Genomic DNA, 17,930 nt, shown 5'->3' with positions numbered 1-17,930 from the left:
GCGCCCGGGTACTGCCGGACCGGCGCTCAGAGCGCGCACGCCTGGCTGTCGACCTGCTGGTTGGCGGATCGGCCGCGCTTGATGTCCTGGCGGATCTCGTCGGCCGTCAGCGCGTAGCCGGTGTCGGGGTCGTCGAGCGACTTCGCGAAGACGACGCCGTACACCTCGCCGCCGGGGGTCAGCAGCGGTCCGCCGGAGTTGCCCTGCCGGACCGTCGCGTAGAGCGAGTACACATCGCGGCGGACGGTGCCCCGGTGGTAGATGTCCGGGCCCTTGGCGCCGATACGGCCCCGGACGCGCGCGGCCCGTACGTCGTACGAGCCGTTCTCCGGGAAGCCCGCGACGATGGCGCTGTTCCCCGTCCGGGCGTCGTGGTCGGTGTCGGCGAACTTCAGCGGCTTCGCGTCGAGGTTCGGTACGTCGAGCACGGCGATGTCGCGCCGCCAGTCGTACAGGACGACCTTCGCGTCGTACAGCCGGCCCTGGCCGCCGATCTGGACGGTGGGTTCGTCGACGCCGCCGACGACATGCGCGTTGGTCATCACCCGGCGGTCGGAGAAGACGAAGCCGGTGCCTTCGAGGACCTTGCCGCAGCCCGGGGCCGTGCCGACGACCTTGACGATGGACTTCCTGGCGCGGGCCGCGACGGGGCTGCCCACCAGCGCCGGGTCCGGGGCCTGGACCTCGGTGATCGGCTCGTTGGCGAACGGGCTGAAGACCTGCGGGAAGCCGTTCTGCGCGAGGACCGAGGAAAAGTCCGTGAACCAGGTGGAGGCCTGCGCGGGCATCACCCGGGAAATGCCGAGCAGGACCGAGGAGCTGCGGACCTCCTTGCCCAGCGTCGGCAGCGAGGTGCCGGCCAGCGCGGAGCCGATCAGCCAGGCGACCAGCAGCATCGCGACGACGTTGACCAAGGCGCCGCCGGTGGCGTCGAGGGCGCGCGCGGGCGACCACGTGATGTACCGGCGGAGCTTGTTGCCGAGGTGGGTGGTGAATGCCTGGCCCACCGAGGCGCAGACGATCACGACGACGACGGCCACGACGGCGGCCGTCGACGAGACCTCGGAGCCGTTCGTCAGCTGATCCCACAGGATCGGCAGCAGATAGACGGCGACGAGACCGCCGCCCAGGAACCCGATCACCGACAGGATGCCGACGACGAACCCCTGTCGGTAGCCGATGACCGCGAACCACACGGCGCCGGCCAGCAGCAGGATGTCCAGCACGTTCACCGTCTATAGCCTCGCAGATTCGTCACCGGGCCCGTTCCTTCGGCTGGGTCCGGGCGGGGCCGGACAGCGCAGCACGGGAGTCAGCCTGTCATGCGCGCCAGTCGAGCGGCACCTGCTTGGCGGTGTCCCAGGAGCGCTCCCAGCCCGCGAAGTGCAGAATGCGGTCGATCACTCCGGCCGTGAAACCCCACACCAGGGCGGATTCGACCAGAAATGCCGGGCCCCGGTGGCCGCTCGGATGGACCGCGGTCGCGCGGTTGGCCGGATCCGTGAGATCCGCCACGGGAACGGTGAAGACGCGGGCCGTCTCACCCGGATCGACGACAGCGACCGGACTCGGCGAGCGCCACCAGCCGAGGACCGGCGTCACCACGAAGCCGCTCACGGGGATGTAGAGCCGGGGCAGCACGCCGAAGATCTGGACGCCGCGCGGATCCAGGCCGGTCTCTTCCCGGGCCTCCCGCAGAGCGGCCCTGAGCGGCCCTGTCGTCGCCTGGTCGCCGTCCTCCGGGTCCAGGGAGCCACCGGGGAAGGATGGCTGCCCGGCATGGGAACGCAGGCTTCCGGATCGTTCCATGAGGAGCAGCTCGGGACCGCGCTCGCCCTCGCCGAACAGTACGAGTACGGCGGACTGCCGCCCGGCACCGCTCTCCGGCGGCAGGAAGCGGCTGAGCTGGTCGGGCTCGATCGTCCGCGCGGCGCGGGCCACGGGGTCGAGCCACGCGGGCAGGCCCTCGGCCGTGACGGTGATCGCCGCGTCCTCACCGGCGCCTGCCGCGGCGGCCGCGGCCGCCACCGCCGCGGCGGGACTGACCGCCGCCGGGTTTCCCGCAGCGGGCGCCGCGGGTGCGGCTGCCGCTTCCGTGCTCTGTTCGTGCGTCTTCATAGGCACCCCTCGTCTCACAACGCCTGTCGTCACGCATTTCGTTCCGGCCGCTCCGGAGCCGGCGCCATACCTCGGCCCCGGATTCGGCGCCCTGCGTCAGCCTGCCCCGAGGGGCGGCGCGGGCTTGCCCGGGTAGTCCGCCGGCGGGCTCAGCCGCTGGCCCGGCCGGCCGCCCATCTCGTACTTCAGCAGCTTCCTGGCCTTCTCCGGGTCCGTCTCGCCCTCGCCGTACGCGGGGCAGAGCGGAGCGATCGGGCAGGCGCCGCAGGCGGGCCTACGGGCATGGCAGATGCGGCGGCCGTGGAAGACGACCCGGTGCGAGAGCATCATCCACTCGCTCTTGGGGAAGATCGTGGCGATCTCGGCCTCGACCTTCTCCGGATCCTCCTGCTCCGTCCACTTCCAACGGCGGACCAGGCGGCCGAAATGGGTGTCGACGGTGATCCCGGGGACACCGAAGGCATTGCCCAGAACGACATTGGCGGTCTTGCGGCCGACCCCCGGGAGCGTGACGAGATCGGCGAGCCGGCCCGGCACCTCGCCGCCGAAATTGTCCCTGAGCGCCACGGAGAGGCCTATCAGCGACTTGGTCTTGGCCCGGAAGAAACCGGTCGGCCGGATGAGCTCCTCCATCTCCTCCGGGACGGCCGCGGCCATGTCCTCGGGGGTGGGGTAGGCGGCGAAGAGCGCGGGGGTGGTCTGGTTGACCCTCAGATCGGTGGTCTGGGCGGAGAGGACCGTGGCGACCAGGAGCTCGAAGGGGTTCCTGAAGTCCAGCTCGGGGTGGGCGTAGGGATAGAGCTCGGCGAGCTCGCGGTTGATCCTGCGGGCGCGGCGCACCATCGCCAGACGCGATTCCGGCTTCCATCCCGCTCCCGCCGCTCCTGCGGGCTTCGCCTTCACAGGGCGTTTCACCGGCTCCCCCACGGGGCGTTTTGTCGCTTTTTCCGGGCGAATCGCACCCTGTTCGCCCACAGCGGAATCACGGCCTTCCGACACCCCATCAGCCCCCTTGGCCTGCGCTCTCACCGGCGATTTGGACACCCGGCCAGCCTAGAGCCACGCACTGACATCTGCCCCTGTCACCGTGTATCCACCCCCAATCGGCCCCCTGCCGCACGGTTGGGCACGCCCGTGCGTCAAACTGGTTTGTGATTGATCGCACTGTTTTACCGTCCGGCATGATGGGGACCACGGTTCCCTGAACAGGCCGACAAGGAGAGAACTCGTGGACGACGTTCTGCGGCGCGCCCCGCTTTTCGCGGCGCTCGATGATGAGCAGGCCGCGGAGCTCCGCGCCTCGATGAGTGAGGTGACCCTCGCACGCGGCGACGCGCTCTTCCACGAGGGCGACCCGGGCGACCGCCTCTACGTGGTCACCGAGGGCAAGGTGAAGCTCCACCGCACCTCCCCCGACGGACGCGAGAACATGCTGGCGGTCCTCGGCCCCGGCGAGCTGATCGGTGAGCTGTCGCTCTTCGACCCGGGCCCCCGCACCGCCACCGCGACGGCGCTGACCGAGGTCAAGCTCCTCGGCCTGGGCCACGGCGACCTGCAGCCCTGGCTGAACGCCCGTCCCGAGGTGGCCACGGCCCTGCTGCGCGCCGTCGCCCGCCGCCTGCGCAAGACCAACGACCAGATGTCCGACCTGGTCTTCTCCGACGTACCGGGCCGTGTCGCCCGCGCCCTCCTCGACCTGTCGCGCCGCTTCGGCGTCCAGTCGGAGGAAGGCATCCACGTCGTCCACGACCTGACCCAGGAAGAGCTGGCCCAGCTGGTCGGCGCCTCCCGCGAGACGGTCAACAAGGCACTCGCCGACTTCGCCGGACGCGGCTGGCTGCGCCTGGAGGCGCGCGCCGTGATCCTGCTGGACGTGGAGCGCCTGGCGAAGCGGTCCCGCTAGCCGGACCGGGGACGCCACCTCCGCACCCGCACGCAAGGCCCCGCCGCCCGGCGGGGCCTTGCCGCGTTTCCGCCGCAGGCCGAAGCCGGCGCCGGTGCCGGTGAAGCCGGTCAGACCAAATCCGACCAGGTCAGACCAGGCCAGGTCAGATGAGCCCGTGCTCGCCCAGATACTCCAGCTGAGCCAGCACCGAGAGCTCCGCGGCGGGCCACAGGGACCGGTCCACGTCCGCGTACACCTGCGCCACCACCTCCGACGCCGTCCGGTGCCCGGCCTCGACCGCCGTCTCCACCTGGGCCAGCCGGTGCGCGCGATGCGCGAGGTAGAACTCGACCGCGCCCTGCGCGTCGTCCAGCACCGGACCGTGCCCCGGCAGCACCGTGTGCACGCCGTCGTCGACGGTCAGCGAGCGCAGTCTCCGCAGCGAGTCGAGGTAGTCGCCGAGCCGCCCGTCCGGATGCGCGACGACCGTGGTGCCGCGCCCGAGAATCGTGTCTCCCGTCAGCACCGCCCGGTCGGCGGGCAGATGGAAGGAGAGCGAGTCCGCGGTGTGCCCGGGGGTCGGTACGACCCGGAGCTCCAGGCCACCGGTGGTGATCACATCGCCCGTGGTCAGCCCCTCGTCGCCCAGCCGCAGCGCCGGGTCCAGGGCACGCACCTTCGTACGGGTCAGCTCGGCGAACCGCGCCGCGCCCTCCGCGTGGTCGGGGTGCCCGTGGGTGAGCAGGGTGAGCGCGATCCGGCGGCCGGCCCGCTCGGCGGTGTCGATGACGGCCCGCAGATGCGTGTCGTCCAGCGGGCCCGGGTCGATGACGACCGCGAGGTCGGAGCCGGGCTCGGCGACGATCCAGGTGTTGGTGCCGTCCAGCGTCATCGGCGAGGCGTTGGGGGCGAGGACATTGACGGCACGACTGGTGGCGGGGCCGGACAGGACCCCGCCGCGCGGCTGCCCCGGAAGGGCCGCGGCCTCGCTCATACGGCCTCACCGCCCGCGCCGCCGCTCGGGATGTGCTTGGTGAACTCATCGTGTCCCGGCCAGCTCAGCACCAACTCGTCGCCCTCCAGCCGCGCCTGTGCCAGTACGGGCGCGAGGTCCTGGGAATCCGCCGCCTTCAGGGCCTCGGCGGCCGTCCCGTACGGCCTCAGCGCCCGCAGCGTCGACACAGTCGGCGGCATCATCAGCAGCTCGCCCCTGTCGTATCCGTCGGCCGCCTCGCCGGGCTCGATCCACACCGTGCGGTCGGCCTCCGTGGAGGCGTTGCGGGTGCGCTGGCCCTCGGGGAGCGCGGCGACGAAGAACCAGGTGTCGTAGCGGCGGGGCTCGAACTCGGGGGTGATCCAGCGCGCCCAGGCGCCCAGCAGATCCGAGCGCAGCACCAGACCGCGCCGGTCCAGGAACTCGGCGAACGACAGCTCGCGGGCGACCAGTGCCTCCCGGTCGGCCTCCCAGTCGGCACCGGTGGTGTCGCTGACCACCGTGTCGGCGCCCGGACCCGCGAGGAGGACGCCCGCCTCCTCGTACGTCTCACGGACCGCCGCGCAGACGATGGCCTGGGCCTCGGCCGGAGTCCCGACGCCGAGCCGCTCGGCCCAGGTCTCCAGCGGGGGTCCGGCCCAGCCGACGAGCCGGTCGTCGTCGCGCGGGTCGACCCCGCCACCCGGATAGGCGTACGCCCCGCCGGCAAAAGCCATGGAGGCGCGGCGGCGCAGCATGTGGACGGTGGGACCGCCCTCGGTGTCAGCGGCGGAATCCCGGAGCAGCATCACGGTGGCGGCCCGCTTCGGGGTCGCGGCCGTCAGCTCACCTGCGGCGAGTGCCCGGATCCGGTCGGGCCATTCCGGTGGGTACCACTGACCATTGGACATGGCCGGAGGCTATCCGGAACCGCGCCGATGTTCGAGGGGTCCATTGATCCGTACATGCCCCGTACACAGATGATCCCGCCCGGTCATGACGACCGGACGGGATCGGAGAACGCGGTGAAAAGACCCTAGGCCCCGACCAGCTCGACCTGGACCTCGACCTCCACCGGCGCGTCCAGCGGCAGCACCGCGACGCCCACCGCGCTGCGCGCGTGCACGCCCTTGTCGCCGAGCACCGCGCCCAGCAGCTCGCTGGCGCCGTTGATCACGGCGGGCTGCCCGGTGAAGTCGGACGCCGAGGCGACGAAGCCCACGACCTTCACCACCCGCGCGATCCGGTCCAGGTCGCCCGCGATCGACTTCACGGCGGCCAGCGCGTTGAGCGCGCAGGTCTTCGCCAGTTCCTTGGCCTCGTCGGGCGTGACTTCCGCACCGACCTTGCCGGTGACCGCGAGCTTGCCGTCCACCATCGGCAGCTGGCCCGAGGTGTACACGTACACCCCCGACTGCACGGCCGGCTGGTACGAGGCCAGCGGCGGCACGACGTCCGGCAGCGTCAGCCCGAGCTCGGCGAGCTTCGCCTCGACGGCGCCCGCCACTACGCCTTCTCCCGCTTCAGGTAGGCCACGAGCTGCTCGGGGTTGTTCGGGCCGGGAACGACCTGGACCAGCTCCCAGCCGTCCTCGCCCCAGGTGTCCAGAATCTGCTTGGTCGCGTGCACGAGAAGGGGCACGGTCGCGTATTCCCACTTGGTCATGGCCCGACTGTAATACCTGGCACGCACAGCCTCGTGCGTAGCCTGCGGTGCGACTGGTTAGGCTCGAATACGTGAGCAGGTTCCAGGTCGTCAGCGGCAAGGGCGGTACCGGTAAGACCACGGTCGCCGCCGCCCTCGCGCTCGCCCTCGCGACCGAGGGCAAACGCACCCTTCTCGTGGAGGTCGAGGGCAGGCAGGGCATCGCCCAGCTCTTCGAGACGGAGTCCCTCCCGTACGAGGAGCGCAAGATCGCCGTCGCGCCGGGCGGCGGCGAGGTCCACGCCCTCGCGATCGACGCCGAGCGCGCCCTTCTCGACTACCTCCAGATGTTCTACAAGCTGGGCAGCGCGGGCCGGGCGCTCAAGAAACTCGGCGCGATCGACTTCGCCACCACGATCGCGCCCGGCGTGCGGGACGTGCTGCTGACCGGCAAGGCCTGCGAAGCCGTACGCCGCAAGGACAAGCAGAACCGGTACGTCTACGACTACGTGATCATGGACGCTCCGCCCACCGGGCGCATCACCCGCTTCCTCAATGTGAACGACGAGGTGGCGGGGCTGGCCAGGATCGGCCCGATACACAATCAGGCACAGGCCGTCATGCGGGTGCTGAAGTCCCCCGAGACCGCCGTCCATCTGGTGACACTGCTGGAGGAGATGCCGGTCCAGGAGACCGCGGACGGCATCGCCGAACTGCGGGCCGCCGAACTGCCGGTGGGCCGGGTCATCGTGAACATGGTGCGGCCCCATCTGCTGGACGAGGACACCCTGCGCACCGCCGCGGGCGGCCGCCGCAAGGAGATCGCCAAGGCGCTGACCCGGGCCGGAGTGACCGGCTCCGCGGGGCTCGTACGCCCCCTGGTCGAGCAGGCGGCCGAGCATGCCCAGCGGGTCGAGCTGGAGCGTGAACAGCGCGCCGTGCTCGCGGACCTGGAGCTGCCGGGGTACGAACTCCCGCTGATCGGCGAGGGGATGGACCCGGCCGGTCTCTACGACCTGGCGACCGAGCTCCGCAAGCAGGGCGTGGGCGAAGGGGCGGGACAAGGGGTGGGTACATGACGCAGGGCACGGACGCGGCCACGGCCACGGCCACGACGACGGATGCGACCGCGTCGACGGACACGGTCACATCCGGCACGACCGGGAGGGACACGGCCGCGTCGGATGTGGCCGTCTCACCCGCTCCCGCGCTGGACACCGACGCGCTGCTCGACGATCCGGACATCCGGATCGTCGTGTGCTGCGGTTCGGGCGGCGTCGGCAAGACCACGACCGCGGCGGCTCTGGGCGTACGGGCGGCCGAGCGCGGCCGCAAGGTCGTCGTGCTCACCATCGACCCGGCCCGCAGGCTCGCCCAGTCCATGGGCATCGACTCGCTGGACAACATCCCGCGCCGGGTGCCGGGCATCGAGGGCGGGGAGGCCGGGGAACTGCACGCCATGATGCTCGACATGAAGCGGACCTTCGACGAGATCGTCGAGGCGCACGCGGACGGCGAGCGGGCCCACGCGATCCTGGAGAACCCCTTCTACCAGTCCCTGTCGGCCGGTTTCGCGGGCACGCAGGAGTACATGGCGATGGAGAAGCTCGGGCAGTTGCGGGCGCGCGACGAGTGGGACCTGATCATCGTCGACACCCCTCCGTCGCGCTCCGCGCTGGACTTCCTGGACGCGCCGAAGCGGCTCGGTTCGTTCCTGGACGGAAAGTTCATCAAGCTGCTGATGGCCCCGGCGAAGATGGGCGGCCGGGCCGGGATGAAGTTCCTGAACGTCGGCATGTCGATGATGACCGGAACGCTGGGCAAGCTGCTCGGCGGTCAGTTCCTGCGCGACGTGCAGACCTTCGTCGCGGCGATGGACACCATGTTCGGCGGATTCCGTACCCGGGCCGACGCCACGTACAAACTGCTCCAGGCCCCCGGCACGGCGTTCCTCGTCGTCGCGACGCCAGAGCCGGACGCGCTGCGCGAGGCGGCGTACTTCGTGGAACGGCTGGCCGCGGAGGAGATGCCGCTGGCCGGGCTGGTGCTCAACCGGGTCCATGGCAGCGATGCCGCCCGGCTCTCCGCCGAGCACGCCCTGGCCGCCGCAGAAAATCTTGACGGGGTCGGCATTGTGGATCAGACGGCCGGGAAGGCTGGACTTCGTGACCGGACCGACCAGTCGGCCGCCTCTCCCGAAGCCGCTGTCACACCCGCTGTCACGCCCAGTGCCGCACCGGATACCGCCCCCGACGCCACGCCCGACGATTCCGAGCACGAGCACAAGGACGCCGAAGACCACGAGCCGACGCCGGGACACATTCCCGATACACCCGGGACCGCTTCCGTCGAGGAGCTGACCGCAGGTCTGTTGCGGCTGCATGCCGAACGGATGCAGGTGGTCGCGCGCGAACAGCGCACACGCGACCGCTTCACCGCGCTGCACCCCGAGGTCGCCGTGACCCAAGTGGCCGCGCTGCCCGGTGACGTACACGACCTCGAAGGACTCCGGGCCGTAGGGGACCGGCTCGCGACCGGTTCTGCCCCGGCCGGAGCTGCGTAGCCACCCGTCAGCCCTATCCCACCGCGGCGTACCTCTCGTGCAGTTCGTCGTCGTCCAGTCCGATCGCCACGGGCAGGATGCCCGTCGACTGCTCGTACTCGCTGCGCGCGGTCTCCAGCAGCCGGCGCCAGGACGTGACGGTGGGCCGCCTGCGCAGCAGTGCGCGGCGCTCCCGCTCGGTCATTCCGCCCCACACGCCGAATTCGACGCGATTGTCCAGCGCATCGGCCAGGCACTCGGTCCGCACCGGACATCCGGTGCACACCGCCTTGGCTCTGTTCTGCGCTGCCCCTTGTACGAACAGTTCATCCGGATCGGTAGTGCGGCAGGCTGCCTGCGCACTCCAGTCGGTTACCCAGCCCATCACGGCGCCGTCCTCTCCCGAATCGAGGCTCCCCCACGGCGGTAGCGGCATATTCACCGCTGCCAGTTGAGGACGTTACGGAAGGTGGCGACAGCACAACACCCCCTTCGGGCCCAATCTTGAATGGCCCGAACGGACTATGCGTATGCGGCAGATCACCCAGGGGAGTGAGGCGAGGGCATACGCGACTATCCCGGCAGAATCGGGACAGTTCACCTGGATCACAACGGACGTTCAATGACACACGAGGCGAATTCGGGAGCGCCTGAGCTCGTGGCCGGGTCATGCATGGGGGTTGATACGGAACCGGACTGCTGTGACAGTTGAGAGCAGCTTAGGCCAAGGCATATACGTGTGTCCGGCGAATGAGAACGTAGGCTGCCCCCATGCCAAAGAAGCGCTCGGGCGGGGGTCTCTCGACGACCCAGCAGGCCGCCAAGTTCCTCGGTGTCGCCGCACTCTCCGGAGTTGTGCTCGCGGGCATCGCGCTGCCGGCCGCCGGAGCACTGGGTCTCGCCACCAAGGGGACGGTCGAGGGATTCGACGAGATCCCGGCCAACCTCAAGACTCCGCCGCTGAGCCAGCGCACCACGATCCTGGACAGCAAGGGCGGGATGATCGCCTCGGTGTATTCGCGCGACCGCACGGTGGTCCCGCTGAAGAACATCTCGCCGTACATGCAGCAGGCGATCGTCGCGATCGAGGACGCCCGCTTCTACGAGCACGGGGCCGTCGACCTCAAGGGCATCCTGCGCGCGCTGAACCGCAATGTGCAGACGGGCGGAACCGCCGAGGGCGCGTCGACCCTCACCCAGCAGTACGTGAAGAACGTCTTCGTCGAGGAGGCGGGCGACGACCCGGACAAGGTCGCGCAGGCCACCCAGCAGACGATGGGCCGCAAGGTCCAGGAGCTGAAGTACGCGATCCAGGTCGAGGAGGAGCTCGGCAAGAAGAAGATCCTGGAGAACTACCTCAACATCACCTTCTTCGGGCAGCAGGCATACGGCGTCGAGGCCGCCGCCCAGCGCTACTTCTCCAAGCCGGCGAAGGACCTGACGCTGGCGGAGTCCGCGCTGCTGGCCGGCGTCGTGCAGTCGCCGAGCCGCTACGACCCGGTCAACGACACGGCCGAGGCGACCAAGCGCCGCAACACCGTGCTCCAGCGCATGGCCGATGTCGGGAACGTCTCGCAGGCCGCGGCCGACAAGGCGAAGGCGACCCCGATCAAGCTGAAGGTCAAGAAGCCGAAGAACGGCTGCATCACCGCCGTCAGCGGCGCCGGCTTCTTCTGTGACTACGTACGCCACGTCTTCCTCACCGACCCGGTCTTCGGCGAGAGTAAGGAGGACCGGGCCAAGATCTGGAACCGGGGCGGCCTGACGATCCGGACGACGCTCGACCCGCAGTCCCAGCAGTCGGTGCAGGGCTCGATCAAGAACCACGTCTACAAGTCGGACAAGGTCGCGACGGCCGTGACGCTGGTCCAGCCGGGCACCGGCAAGATCATGGGCATGGGCCAGTCCAAGCCGTACGGCTTCGGGAACAACGAGACCCAGTACAACTACTCGGTCAACAAGGCCATGGGCGGCTCCAACTACGGCTTCCCGACCGGTTCGACGTTCAAGCCGTTCCTCGCCGCCGCGGCCATAGAGGGTGGCAAGCCGGCCACACAGGTCTATCCGTCCCCGTACGAGATGGACTACCCGGACACGGTGCAGTCCTGCGGGAAGCCGTGGGTCAACGACGGTGTGCCGAAGTATCACCTGGAGAACGAGAGCGAGACCGAGAAGGGCCCGTACGCGCTGAAGGAGGCGATGGAGAAGTCGGTCAACACCTACTTCGTCCAGATGCTCCAGGACATCGGCATGTGCCCGGTCTCCCAGATGACCGACAAGCTCGGCGTGGTGCAGGGCGACGGCTCCAAGCTCCCGCAGAACCCGTCGACCCTGACCCTCGGCTCCAACGGTCTGTCGCCGCTGACGATGGCGAGTGCGTACGCCACCTTCGCCAACCGCGGTACGTACTGCACGCCGATCGCCATAGAGTCGGTCAACAAGGCCGACGGCAGCTCGCTCCCCGTGCCCAAGACCTCCTGCTCGCAGGCGATGTCGCAGACGACGGCCGACACCATCAACACGCTGCTGCGCGGCGTGGTCGACTCCGGTACCGGTCAGGAGGCGGGCCTCCAGAGCCGCGACAACGCGGGCAAGACCGGTACGACCGACGCCCGTAAGAACGCCTGGTTCGTCGGGTACACCCCGAACATGTCCGGCGCCGTCTGGGTCGGCAGCCCCTCCCAGAGCGTCGAGATGGAGCGCATCACGATCGGTGGTGTGTACCAGGACAAGGTGTACGGCGGGCAGGTCCCCGGACCGATCTGGCGTGACGCGATGACGGGCGCCCTCAACGGAGTGGCCGCTCCCCCCTTCAACACCGTCAACATCCCGGACCCGCCGAAGAACGACGACCGGGAAAGGGGCCGGGACCACGGCCGGGACGAGGGAAGGCCCGGCGCCGGGGGCAAGAAGCCCGGTGGCAAGAACCCCTTCCCCGGCATGAGCATCCCGCCGGACCTGATCGGCGGGAACACTGGCGGCGCCCAGCGCGGCCAGACCGACGGCGGCACACAGGGCCCCTGAGCCGCAAGACTCGTCCCCTGACACGAAGGTGGGGTGCCCCGGACCGGGATCGGTCCGGGGCACCCCACCTTCATATGCCTTGACGCATACGTCATACGTACGCCGTGCGGGCTCAGCCCGCGAGGAGCTTCTTCACCGAGGCGGCCACCCGGCCGCCGTCCGCGCGCCCCGCCACCTTCGGGTTCACGATCTTCATGACGGCACCCATCGCGCGCGGCCCCTCGGCCCCGGCGGCCCTGGCCTCCTCGACGGCGGACGCCACGATCGCGCCCAGCTCGTCGTCGCTCAGCTGCTTCGGCAGGTACGCGTCGAGGATCTCGCCCTCCGCCTTCTCGCGCTCGGCCTGCTCGGTCCGGCCGCCCTGGGCGAAGGCTTCGGCCGCCTCGCGGCGCTTCTTCGCCTCCTTGGCGATCACCTTCTGCACCTCGTCGTCGGAGAGCTCGCGGGCCGTCTTGCCGCTGACCTCCTCCTTCGTGATGGCGGTGAGGGTCAGCCGGAGCGTGGACGAGATCAGCTCGTCACGCGCCTTCATGGCCGTGGTGAGGTCTTCCTTGAGCTTGGACTTGAGCGTGGTCATGTGCTGATTGTGGCAGGTACGGGGCGACCGGCGCCCGCCGGTTTTCTGCTGGCCGCACGGTGTCTGCGACGATGGACACATGCGCGCACGCTACGGAGTACCCCTGAAAGTCACGGCAGTCGGCGCGGCGATCGGCGCAGCCGGTATCGCCTACGCCGCCGGATTCGAGGCCCGCTCGTTCCGCCTGCGACGGGTCACCATCCCCGTACTCCCGCACGGGGCACGCCCGTTGCGCGTGCTCCAGGTCTCCGACGTCCACATGGTGAGCGGCCAGCGCAAGAAGCGCGCCTGGCTGCAGTCGCTGGCCGGCCTGCGCCCGGACTTCGTCGTGAACACCGGCGACAACCTCTCCGACCCCGAGGGCGTGCCCGAGCTGCTCGACGCGCTGGGCCCGCTGATGGAGTTCCCGGGGGTGTACGTGTTCGGCTCCAACGACTACTACGGCCCCAAGCTCCGCAACCCCGCCCGCTACCTCTTCGAAAAGGCCCGGGGCAAGCACGGCCTCAACGGGAACGCGCCCGCGGTCGGCGTCGTCCACAACCCGTGGGAACCGATGCGCGACGCCTTCGACGAGGCGGGCTGGCTGGGCCTGTCCAACACCCGGGGCCGCCTCAAGATCGACGGCCTGGAGATCGCCTTCACCGGTCTGGACGACCCGCACATCAAGCGCGACCGCTACGCGGAGGTGGCGGGCGGCCCCGAGACGGGCGCCGACCTCTCCATCGGCGTGGTCCACGCCCCCTACCTGCGCTCCCTGGACGCCTTCACCAAGGACGGCTACCCCCTGATCCTGGCCGGTCACACCCATGGCGGCCAGCTCTGCATCCCCTTCTACGGAGCCCTGGTAACCAACTGCGACCTGGACACGGACCGGGTCAAGGGCCTCTCCACCCACTCCGTCGATGACCACCGCGCCTACCTCCACGTCTCCGCCGGCTGCGGCACCAACCGCTACACCCCGGTCCGCTTCGCCTGCCCGCCCGAAGCGACCCTGCTGACCCTGACGGCCCGGGACTGAGCGCCTCCGGCCCCCTCGCCCTCAGCTGCGCATAAACCGGATTTCGTCTGCGGGCGCGGGTGGGCTAAAGTAATCGATGTCGCCGGGAGACCGGCGGCGATCGGGGTGTAGCGCAGCTTGGCAGCGCGCTTCGTTCGGGACGAAGAGGTCGTGGGTTCAAATCCCGCCACCCCGACAGCTGAAACACCAGGTCAAGGGCCTGATCCGTATCGCGGGTCAGGCCCTTCCTGCATCTCTGGTGATCGTTTGGGAGAAACCTGAGAGAAGATCTTGGTCATAGTCTCCCAGCGGGCACCAACTCTCCTCCCTTACGGTGAGGTGCATAGCAGGGATCGCCGTATGCGCGTTCGTGAATCGGCGACCCCAAGACCGGCGCGGTTGGAACCGAGCCAACCAGGGGGCAAGTGGAGCCGAGAAGTGCAGCAGCAGTGGGAATCGACTTTCCGTACACCGCGCATACCACCTGCTACATCGAGGTTCATGATGACGGCAGAGTCACTCATGGCAACGATCGGGCCGCCTACGATCGCGCCGTCGCCGGAAAGTCGCGGCTGTTCGCCGTCTGGCCCGGCGAGTGGTCGAGCCACCTGTTCATGATCGACGACCTCGACGAGTACGCCAAAGCTCAGGGGATCAAGCATGACCAGAACCGGACCGGGCTGGAGGAACACGTCCACGGCGTGGAGTGGACCGAGGCGACGGGCCGCAACCCCAATCCCCGGAGTCCGTACATCAGCATCCGGCTCACGCTGACATGCGGATGCGAGATCCGTGACTTGGGCACCTTCGCGAGCAAGATGCAGGAGCAGCGGGGTTGGGCCATCGCGACCAGTGTTGGGTGGGGCAGCAGCAGTGGCCCCGAAGGTACGTCCTACTCCCTGCGGGTGCGACGGAAGAGTCTCGGCATCTGAGCGCCTGCAGCAAGGGCAGGGGGCGCGGTGTACTTACGCGTGGTCTCCGGTGTGCGCCGCCCCCTCGGGCTCGTCCGCCGCGGACGGGTGGACGTACCTGCCCTCGTTAAACGGGGTGAACCACGCTTTGAACGCCATCGGTGCCACGCCGAGAGCCTCTCCAACGGCGCTCTCGTCGATGCCGTCCATGGAGTCGTCGTAGAGCCACTCGTGATCCATGTCCTCGTAAACGTTGTCAGCGAACGAGTCGAGTGCGGCCGAGACGCCGTCGTAGAGCAGCCCGAAAGTTTCCAGTGTCACGGTGGTCTCAGTCAGCAATAGCTTCAGCGCGAGTTCCTCAGCAACACAGCTGAGCTGCTGGAAGCTGCCGTCTGTGAACCGCGTGGTCATGGCGATGACCGTTACCAGGAAGCGGCGAGCGAAACGAGCGTCGTACTGGAGGGCGTATCGCTCGGGAAGGTCCTCGAAGTGCCACAGGGGACCGTCGCATTCAGCAGCGGTGGTGTCCTCCTGCGTCAGGGTCTGCACGTCTTGGAACAACTCGTCCACCAAGATGTCCGTCGCGTACACCAAGGCACCAGCAGCGAGTTTGGCGTCCTCCGGCGAGACGGCGAACTCGATGGCGTCTTCTTCCTCCTCGTCGCCTTCGGCGTCCAGGACGCCGAACATCACGGGCGGGAAGGAGCGCAGGTCATCTGCCAGCGCCAGCATCTGACCGCGTACCGCTTCAGCTTTCGCCTCGGCGTCGTAGCCCTCACTGTCGTCCTCGGCCGTGGGGCTCTCGGTATGCCGCGCCTTACGGTCTGCCAGATCATCGGGCGGGGCATCGGGACCGCCGGCAGCGGCGAGACTCTCCTGGGCGAGCTCCGGGTGCAGTTCGACCTCACATCGCTCGATCTGCCAGTCGGCCAACAGCTCCGATCTTTCCAGCAGTTCACCCACGACTGACCGGACAGCCTCCTCCGCGAACTCCAGAGCCGCCGCATCCACGAACGCCTTCAGAAGTGCGCCGCCTGGATAAACGGCCACAACGGTGTCGAGAAGATCGACTTCCATGCCATCGGGCCCCTCAATCGCCTCGACGGAGGCAAAACCATCTTCGATGAGGGCCACCGCGCCAGTGCGTTGAAGTGGGTCCATCTCCGGACTGTTCTTGGGTATGAGGGCGTCCACAGTCACTACGTATGTCACGCCCCCGATCCTGGCAGCAATATGCCGGGTGATGGGGAAGAATCCACTTAAACGCCAGCAGTGCCCCGCAGCAGCGCTGCGGGGCACTGCTGAGTGGCTCAGCGTACGCACAGGAGGTCGTTGAGCACGCGCACGGGGGACGAGGGACGCATCGCGCGTCCGCAACTTCCGTGCCGCTGCCATGCTCCTCCCATGTGCTCTGGCACAGCAGGATCAAGGAAGCAGCGCCGGAGCATCAGGTTGCCAATCAGCCATTGGCTGATTGGCAACCTTTCGCCCACCTGGCTGTCGGGCCACAGGAGCGGAGCCTCGCCATGGCCGCACGGGATACGCGCCGGGGGTACCACGGCATCGCTGCGTACAACCAGAAGAACCTCGTCCAGCTACTCACGGAGTCGGGCGACTGCGCCACCATGGCCTGAATCGCATTCTTGTCCTCGATATCGGGGGTTCCTACCGTCCCTTTGCATGGACTCCACTGCCTTCGACGTGATCAAGCGTCTCGGTGACCTTCTGACCGTGCAGGTGAACTCATCGACCGAACTCAGCGCCGGAGTGGGGAAAGCAGCCAACGCCGTCGACCGCGAGCGGGCGAAAAAGAAGACCTCGAACGAAGGTCATGGTCCCCGCAAGCCGGGCCTGCGCCAACTACCCCGGGCCGAGCGTGGTCCCCTGTGGGTGACTCCATGGGATGTGCTCGCGACATTCGCGCGCGGTACGGCCTTGGCGCGGCAAGGACGAGGCAGGGGACTCGCTGAGCACTGGCAGGGGCTGAAATACTGCCGCGCCTTCGCCGCCGACCGGCACGGAAGTCTGCGCCTAACCGATGAGGGGAAAGCGCCCGAACTGTCCTATCGGGCCATGCAGGCAAGGGAGCTGGGCCGAGCGTTCGGGCTCGCCGTCGCTGAATGGGCGCTTCGCGAAAGGTATCCCGACCACCTGATCAGCATCGTCGACGCGGAAACCGTCCTGCTTCCCGGCTTCGCGCGAACAAAGCCGGCCGGGACTCTGGGCGCGAGGCCGCGGCCGGACTTCCTGCTGGAGGCATGGCGTCCCGGTGAAGGCTCCCGAGTCTTCGTGGTGACCGTGAACGGCAACCACCAGGCCGTGAAGCCGAAGACCTCCGCAAGCTCTCGCACGACATACAGGCAGCTGGCCCGGGGCAGTGAGCGCGTGGAGCGATTCCATTTGGGGCAGCGGAACGCGACTCCCGCGCTCACGACCTCGACCGAGTTCCTGGCCGCCGCCGGTGTGACGGTGCACGTCCTGCACACGGATGGAGGTGTCGAGCTTCCCGTACGACCGGCGGCCGGTGCGGATTCAGCCGACACGGCCATCGGCCGCCGGACCCTGCCGTACGTGGACTCCGTGACCCTCCCCAAGGAGCTGGGGGCGGAACGGCACAACGCATTCTTGATCCCCGAGAAGGAGTTCTCGTGGTTCAGCCGCGTCGTCGCCCGGGCGCACGCCGCCGGGCAGCTCTCTCTGGCCGGCGGCGGTGGGACTGTCGGCCAGTATTTGATCGACGAGCAGGGCCGCAAGCACTTCAGCGAAACCGCCTACGCCGGGACTGCCAGTGTCCACGACGCGAAAGCCTGTTTCGCCGGCGAGCAGTACGTCGGCACTGACCAGGTCTTCCGTGTCAACGGCACGCGGGTCGAGGCGTTTTCAGGCGTGGCCGCAGATCTCTACGCCCTGCTCGCGAAGGGCAAGGTGGAGGAGTATCGCCGACGGGCGTATGAGCGGCGGAATGACTGGCCTGAGCCGGACGACATCGACGACTGGGGTGCGAGTTCCATACGGCCGGACGGCACCGCACTCGCGATAAGGGTGGTGCCGGAGCCGGCATCGCCCGACGACCGTTCCCGAGGCTGATCCGTACGAAGGAGAGTCCCGGAGGAGAAGCCAGCTCTTGCCGGTCCGTGCCGACTCGAGCAGGCCGGGCAGTGGTCGGGCACCTCCCCTCCGGCGCTGGGCGGAGTGGCCGGATGCAGTCCCTCCCGCTCAGCCCCGGCTGTCCCACTCGACGGCCTACGTGCCAAAGTCG

The 17,930-nt window shown here is 68.9% G+C and carries 17 protein-coding genes and 1 tRNA gene; 8 read left to right on the top strand and 10 right to left on the bottom strand.

The features are described 5' to 3' along the window. Window positions 1–26: 26 nt before the first annotated feature. From ACFV8T_RS09480 to nth, 3 genes are all read right to left on the bottom strand, one after another. Window positions 27–1,232 carry a MarP family serine protease gene (locus ACFV8T_RS09480; RefSeq protein WP_385326030.1) on the bottom strand — a complete coding sequence of 402 codons (1,206 nt, stop codon included), beginning with the start codon at window positions 1,230–1,232 and terminating at the stop codon, window positions 27–29. A gap of 88 nt (window positions 1,233–1,320) precedes the next feature. Beyond that, window positions 1,321–2,118: an NUDIX hydrolase gene (locus ACFV8T_RS09475; protein WP_385326028.1), complete on the bottom strand. Its 798-nt coding sequence runs from the start codon at window positions 2,116–2,118 to the stop codon at window positions 1,321–1,323. A gap of 96 nt (window positions 2,119–2,214) precedes the next feature. Further along, the gene (nth, locus tag ACFV8T_RS09470) at window positions 2,215–3,033 is read right to left on the bottom strand and encodes an endonuclease III (RefSeq protein ID WP_385326027.1); all 819 of its coding nucleotides are present in this window, start codon (window positions 3,031–3,033) and stop codon (window positions 2,215–2,217) included. Window positions 3,034–3,346: 313 nt separating this feature from the next. Here nth and ACFV8T_RS09465 point away from each other — a divergent pair, with 313 nt between their 5' ends. Further along, complete coding sequence (locus ACFV8T_RS09465) at window positions 3,347–4,021, top strand: Crp/Fnr family transcriptional regulator (protein WP_014046869.1); 675 nt, start codon at window positions 3,347–3,349, stop codon at window positions 4,019–4,021. 145 nt (window positions 4,022–4,166) lie between these two features. Here ACFV8T_RS09465 and ACFV8T_RS09460 read toward each other — a convergent pair whose 3' ends face one another. The 4 genes from ACFV8T_RS09460 to ACFV8T_RS09445 all read right to left on the bottom strand — a co-directional run bounded on the left by ACFV8T_RS09460 (window position 4,167) and on the right by ACFV8T_RS09445 (window position 6,641). Then, a complete protein-coding gene (locus tag ACFV8T_RS09460) occupies window positions 4,167–4,997 on the bottom strand; it encodes an MBL fold metallo-hydrolase (protein ID WP_385326026.1) in 831 nt (276 codons plus the stop codon). Next, window positions 4,994–5,887: an NUDIX hydrolase gene (locus ACFV8T_RS09455; RefSeq protein WP_266417473.1), complete on the bottom strand. Its 894-nt coding sequence runs from the start codon at window positions 5,885–5,887 to the stop codon at window positions 4,994–4,996. Before ACFV8T_RS09455 ends, ACFV8T_RS09460 begins: the two co-directional genes overlap by 4 nt. Before the next feature lie 125 nt (window positions 5,888–6,012). Beyond that, window positions 6,013–6,483: a RidA family protein gene (locus ACFV8T_RS09450; protein WP_266417472.1), complete on the bottom strand. Its 471-nt coding sequence runs from the start codon at window positions 6,481–6,483 to the stop codon at window positions 6,013–6,015. Further along, window positions 6,483–6,641: a DUF4177 domain-containing protein gene (locus ACFV8T_RS09445; RefSeq protein WP_003967454.1), complete on the bottom strand. Its 159-nt coding sequence runs from the start codon at window positions 6,639–6,641 to the stop codon at window positions 6,483–6,485. The genes ACFV8T_RS09450 and ACFV8T_RS09445 overlap by 1 nt, the downstream gene beginning before the upstream one ends. 71 nt (window positions 6,642–6,712) lie before the next feature. Here ACFV8T_RS09445 and ACFV8T_RS09440 point away from each other — a divergent pair, with 71 nt between their 5' ends. Both ACFV8T_RS09440 and ACFV8T_RS09435 read left to right on the top strand, forming a co-directional pair. Beyond that, the gene (locus tag ACFV8T_RS09440) at window positions 6,713–7,699 is read left to right on the top strand and encodes an ArsA family ATPase (RefSeq protein ID WP_385326024.1); all 987 of its coding nucleotides are present in this window, start codon (window positions 6,713–6,715) and stop codon (window positions 7,697–7,699) included. After that, window positions 7,696–9,183 carry an ArsA-related P-loop ATPase gene (locus ACFV8T_RS09435; protein WP_385326022.1) on the top strand — a complete coding sequence of 496 codons (1,488 nt, stop codon included), beginning with the start codon at window positions 7,696–7,698 and terminating at the stop codon, window positions 9,181–9,183. The genes ACFV8T_RS09440 and ACFV8T_RS09435 overlap by 4 nt, the downstream gene beginning before the upstream one ends. A gap of 13 nt (window positions 9,184–9,196) precedes the next feature. On the opposite strand, the gene ACFV8T_RS09430 is transcribed toward ACFV8T_RS09435, so the two are convergent. Continuing rightward, a complete protein-coding gene (locus ACFV8T_RS09430) occupies window positions 9,197–9,547 on the bottom strand; it encodes a WhiB family transcriptional regulator (RefSeq protein ID WP_176740522.1) in 351 nt (116 codons plus the stop codon). A 386-nt stretch (window positions 9,548–9,933) separates the two neighbouring features. Here ACFV8T_RS09430 and ACFV8T_RS09425 point away from each other — a divergent pair, with 386 nt between their 5' ends. After that, window positions 9,934–12,186: a transglycosylase domain-containing protein gene (locus ACFV8T_RS09425; RefSeq protein ID WP_385326020.1), complete on the top strand. Its 2,253-nt coding sequence runs from the start codon at window positions 9,934–9,936 to the stop codon at window positions 12,184–12,186. 112 nt (window positions 12,187–12,298) lie between these two features. Here ACFV8T_RS09425 and ACFV8T_RS09420 read toward each other — a convergent pair whose 3' ends face one another. Beyond that, the gene (locus ACFV8T_RS09420; RefSeq protein WP_385326018.1) at window positions 12,299–12,763 is read right to left on the bottom strand and encodes a GatB/YqeY domain-containing protein; all 465 of its coding nucleotides are present in this window, start codon (window positions 12,761–12,763) and stop codon (window positions 12,299–12,301) included. Window positions 12,764–12,842: 79 nt separating this feature from the next. Here ACFV8T_RS09420 and ACFV8T_RS09415 point away from each other — a divergent pair, with 79 nt between their 5' ends. The 3 genes from ACFV8T_RS09415 to ACFV8T_RS09405 all read left to right on the top strand — a co-directional run bounded on the left by ACFV8T_RS09415 (window position 12,843) and on the right by ACFV8T_RS09405 (window position 14,692). Then, window positions 12,843–13,781: a metallophosphoesterase gene (locus ACFV8T_RS09415; RefSeq protein WP_385326016.1), complete on the top strand. Its 939-nt coding sequence runs from the start codon at window positions 12,843–12,845 to the stop codon at window positions 13,779–13,781. A 101-nt stretch (window positions 13,782–13,882) separates the two neighbouring features. After that, window positions 13,883–13,956 (top strand) — tRNA-Pro (locus ACFV8T_RS09410). Window positions 13,957–14,209: 253 nt separating this feature from the next. Beyond that, window positions 14,210–14,692, top strand: a complete 483-nt coding sequence (locus ACFV8T_RS09405) for a hypothetical protein (RefSeq protein WP_385326014.1) — start codon at window positions 14,210–14,212, stop codon at window positions 14,690–14,692. A gap of 33 nt (window positions 14,693–14,725) precedes the next feature. Here ACFV8T_RS09405 and ACFV8T_RS09400 read toward each other — a convergent pair whose 3' ends face one another. Further along, entirely contained in the window at window positions 14,726–15,883 is a 1,158-nt protein-coding gene (locus ACFV8T_RS09400) for a hypothetical protein (RefSeq protein WP_385326012.1), read from the bottom strand. A gap of 468 nt (window positions 15,884–16,351) precedes the next feature. On the opposite strand from ACFV8T_RS09400, the gene ACFV8T_RS09395 reads away from it, so the two are divergent. Continuing rightward, entirely contained in the window at window positions 16,352–17,758 is a 1,407-nt protein-coding gene (locus ACFV8T_RS09395; RefSeq protein WP_385326010.1) for a hypothetical protein, read from the top strand. Window positions 17,759–17,930 lie beyond the last annotated feature (172 nt).

Origin of the sequence: Streptomyces sp. NPDC059832 (assembly GCF_042731715.1) — a bacterium.
In the GTDB taxonomy this organism is placed as follows: Bacteria; Actinomycetota; Actinomycetes; order Streptomycetales; family Streptomycetaceae; genus Streptomyces.
The sequence above is the reverse complement of the archived record's forward strand: the minus strand, read 5'-3'. Positions and strand labels throughout refer to the sequence as shown.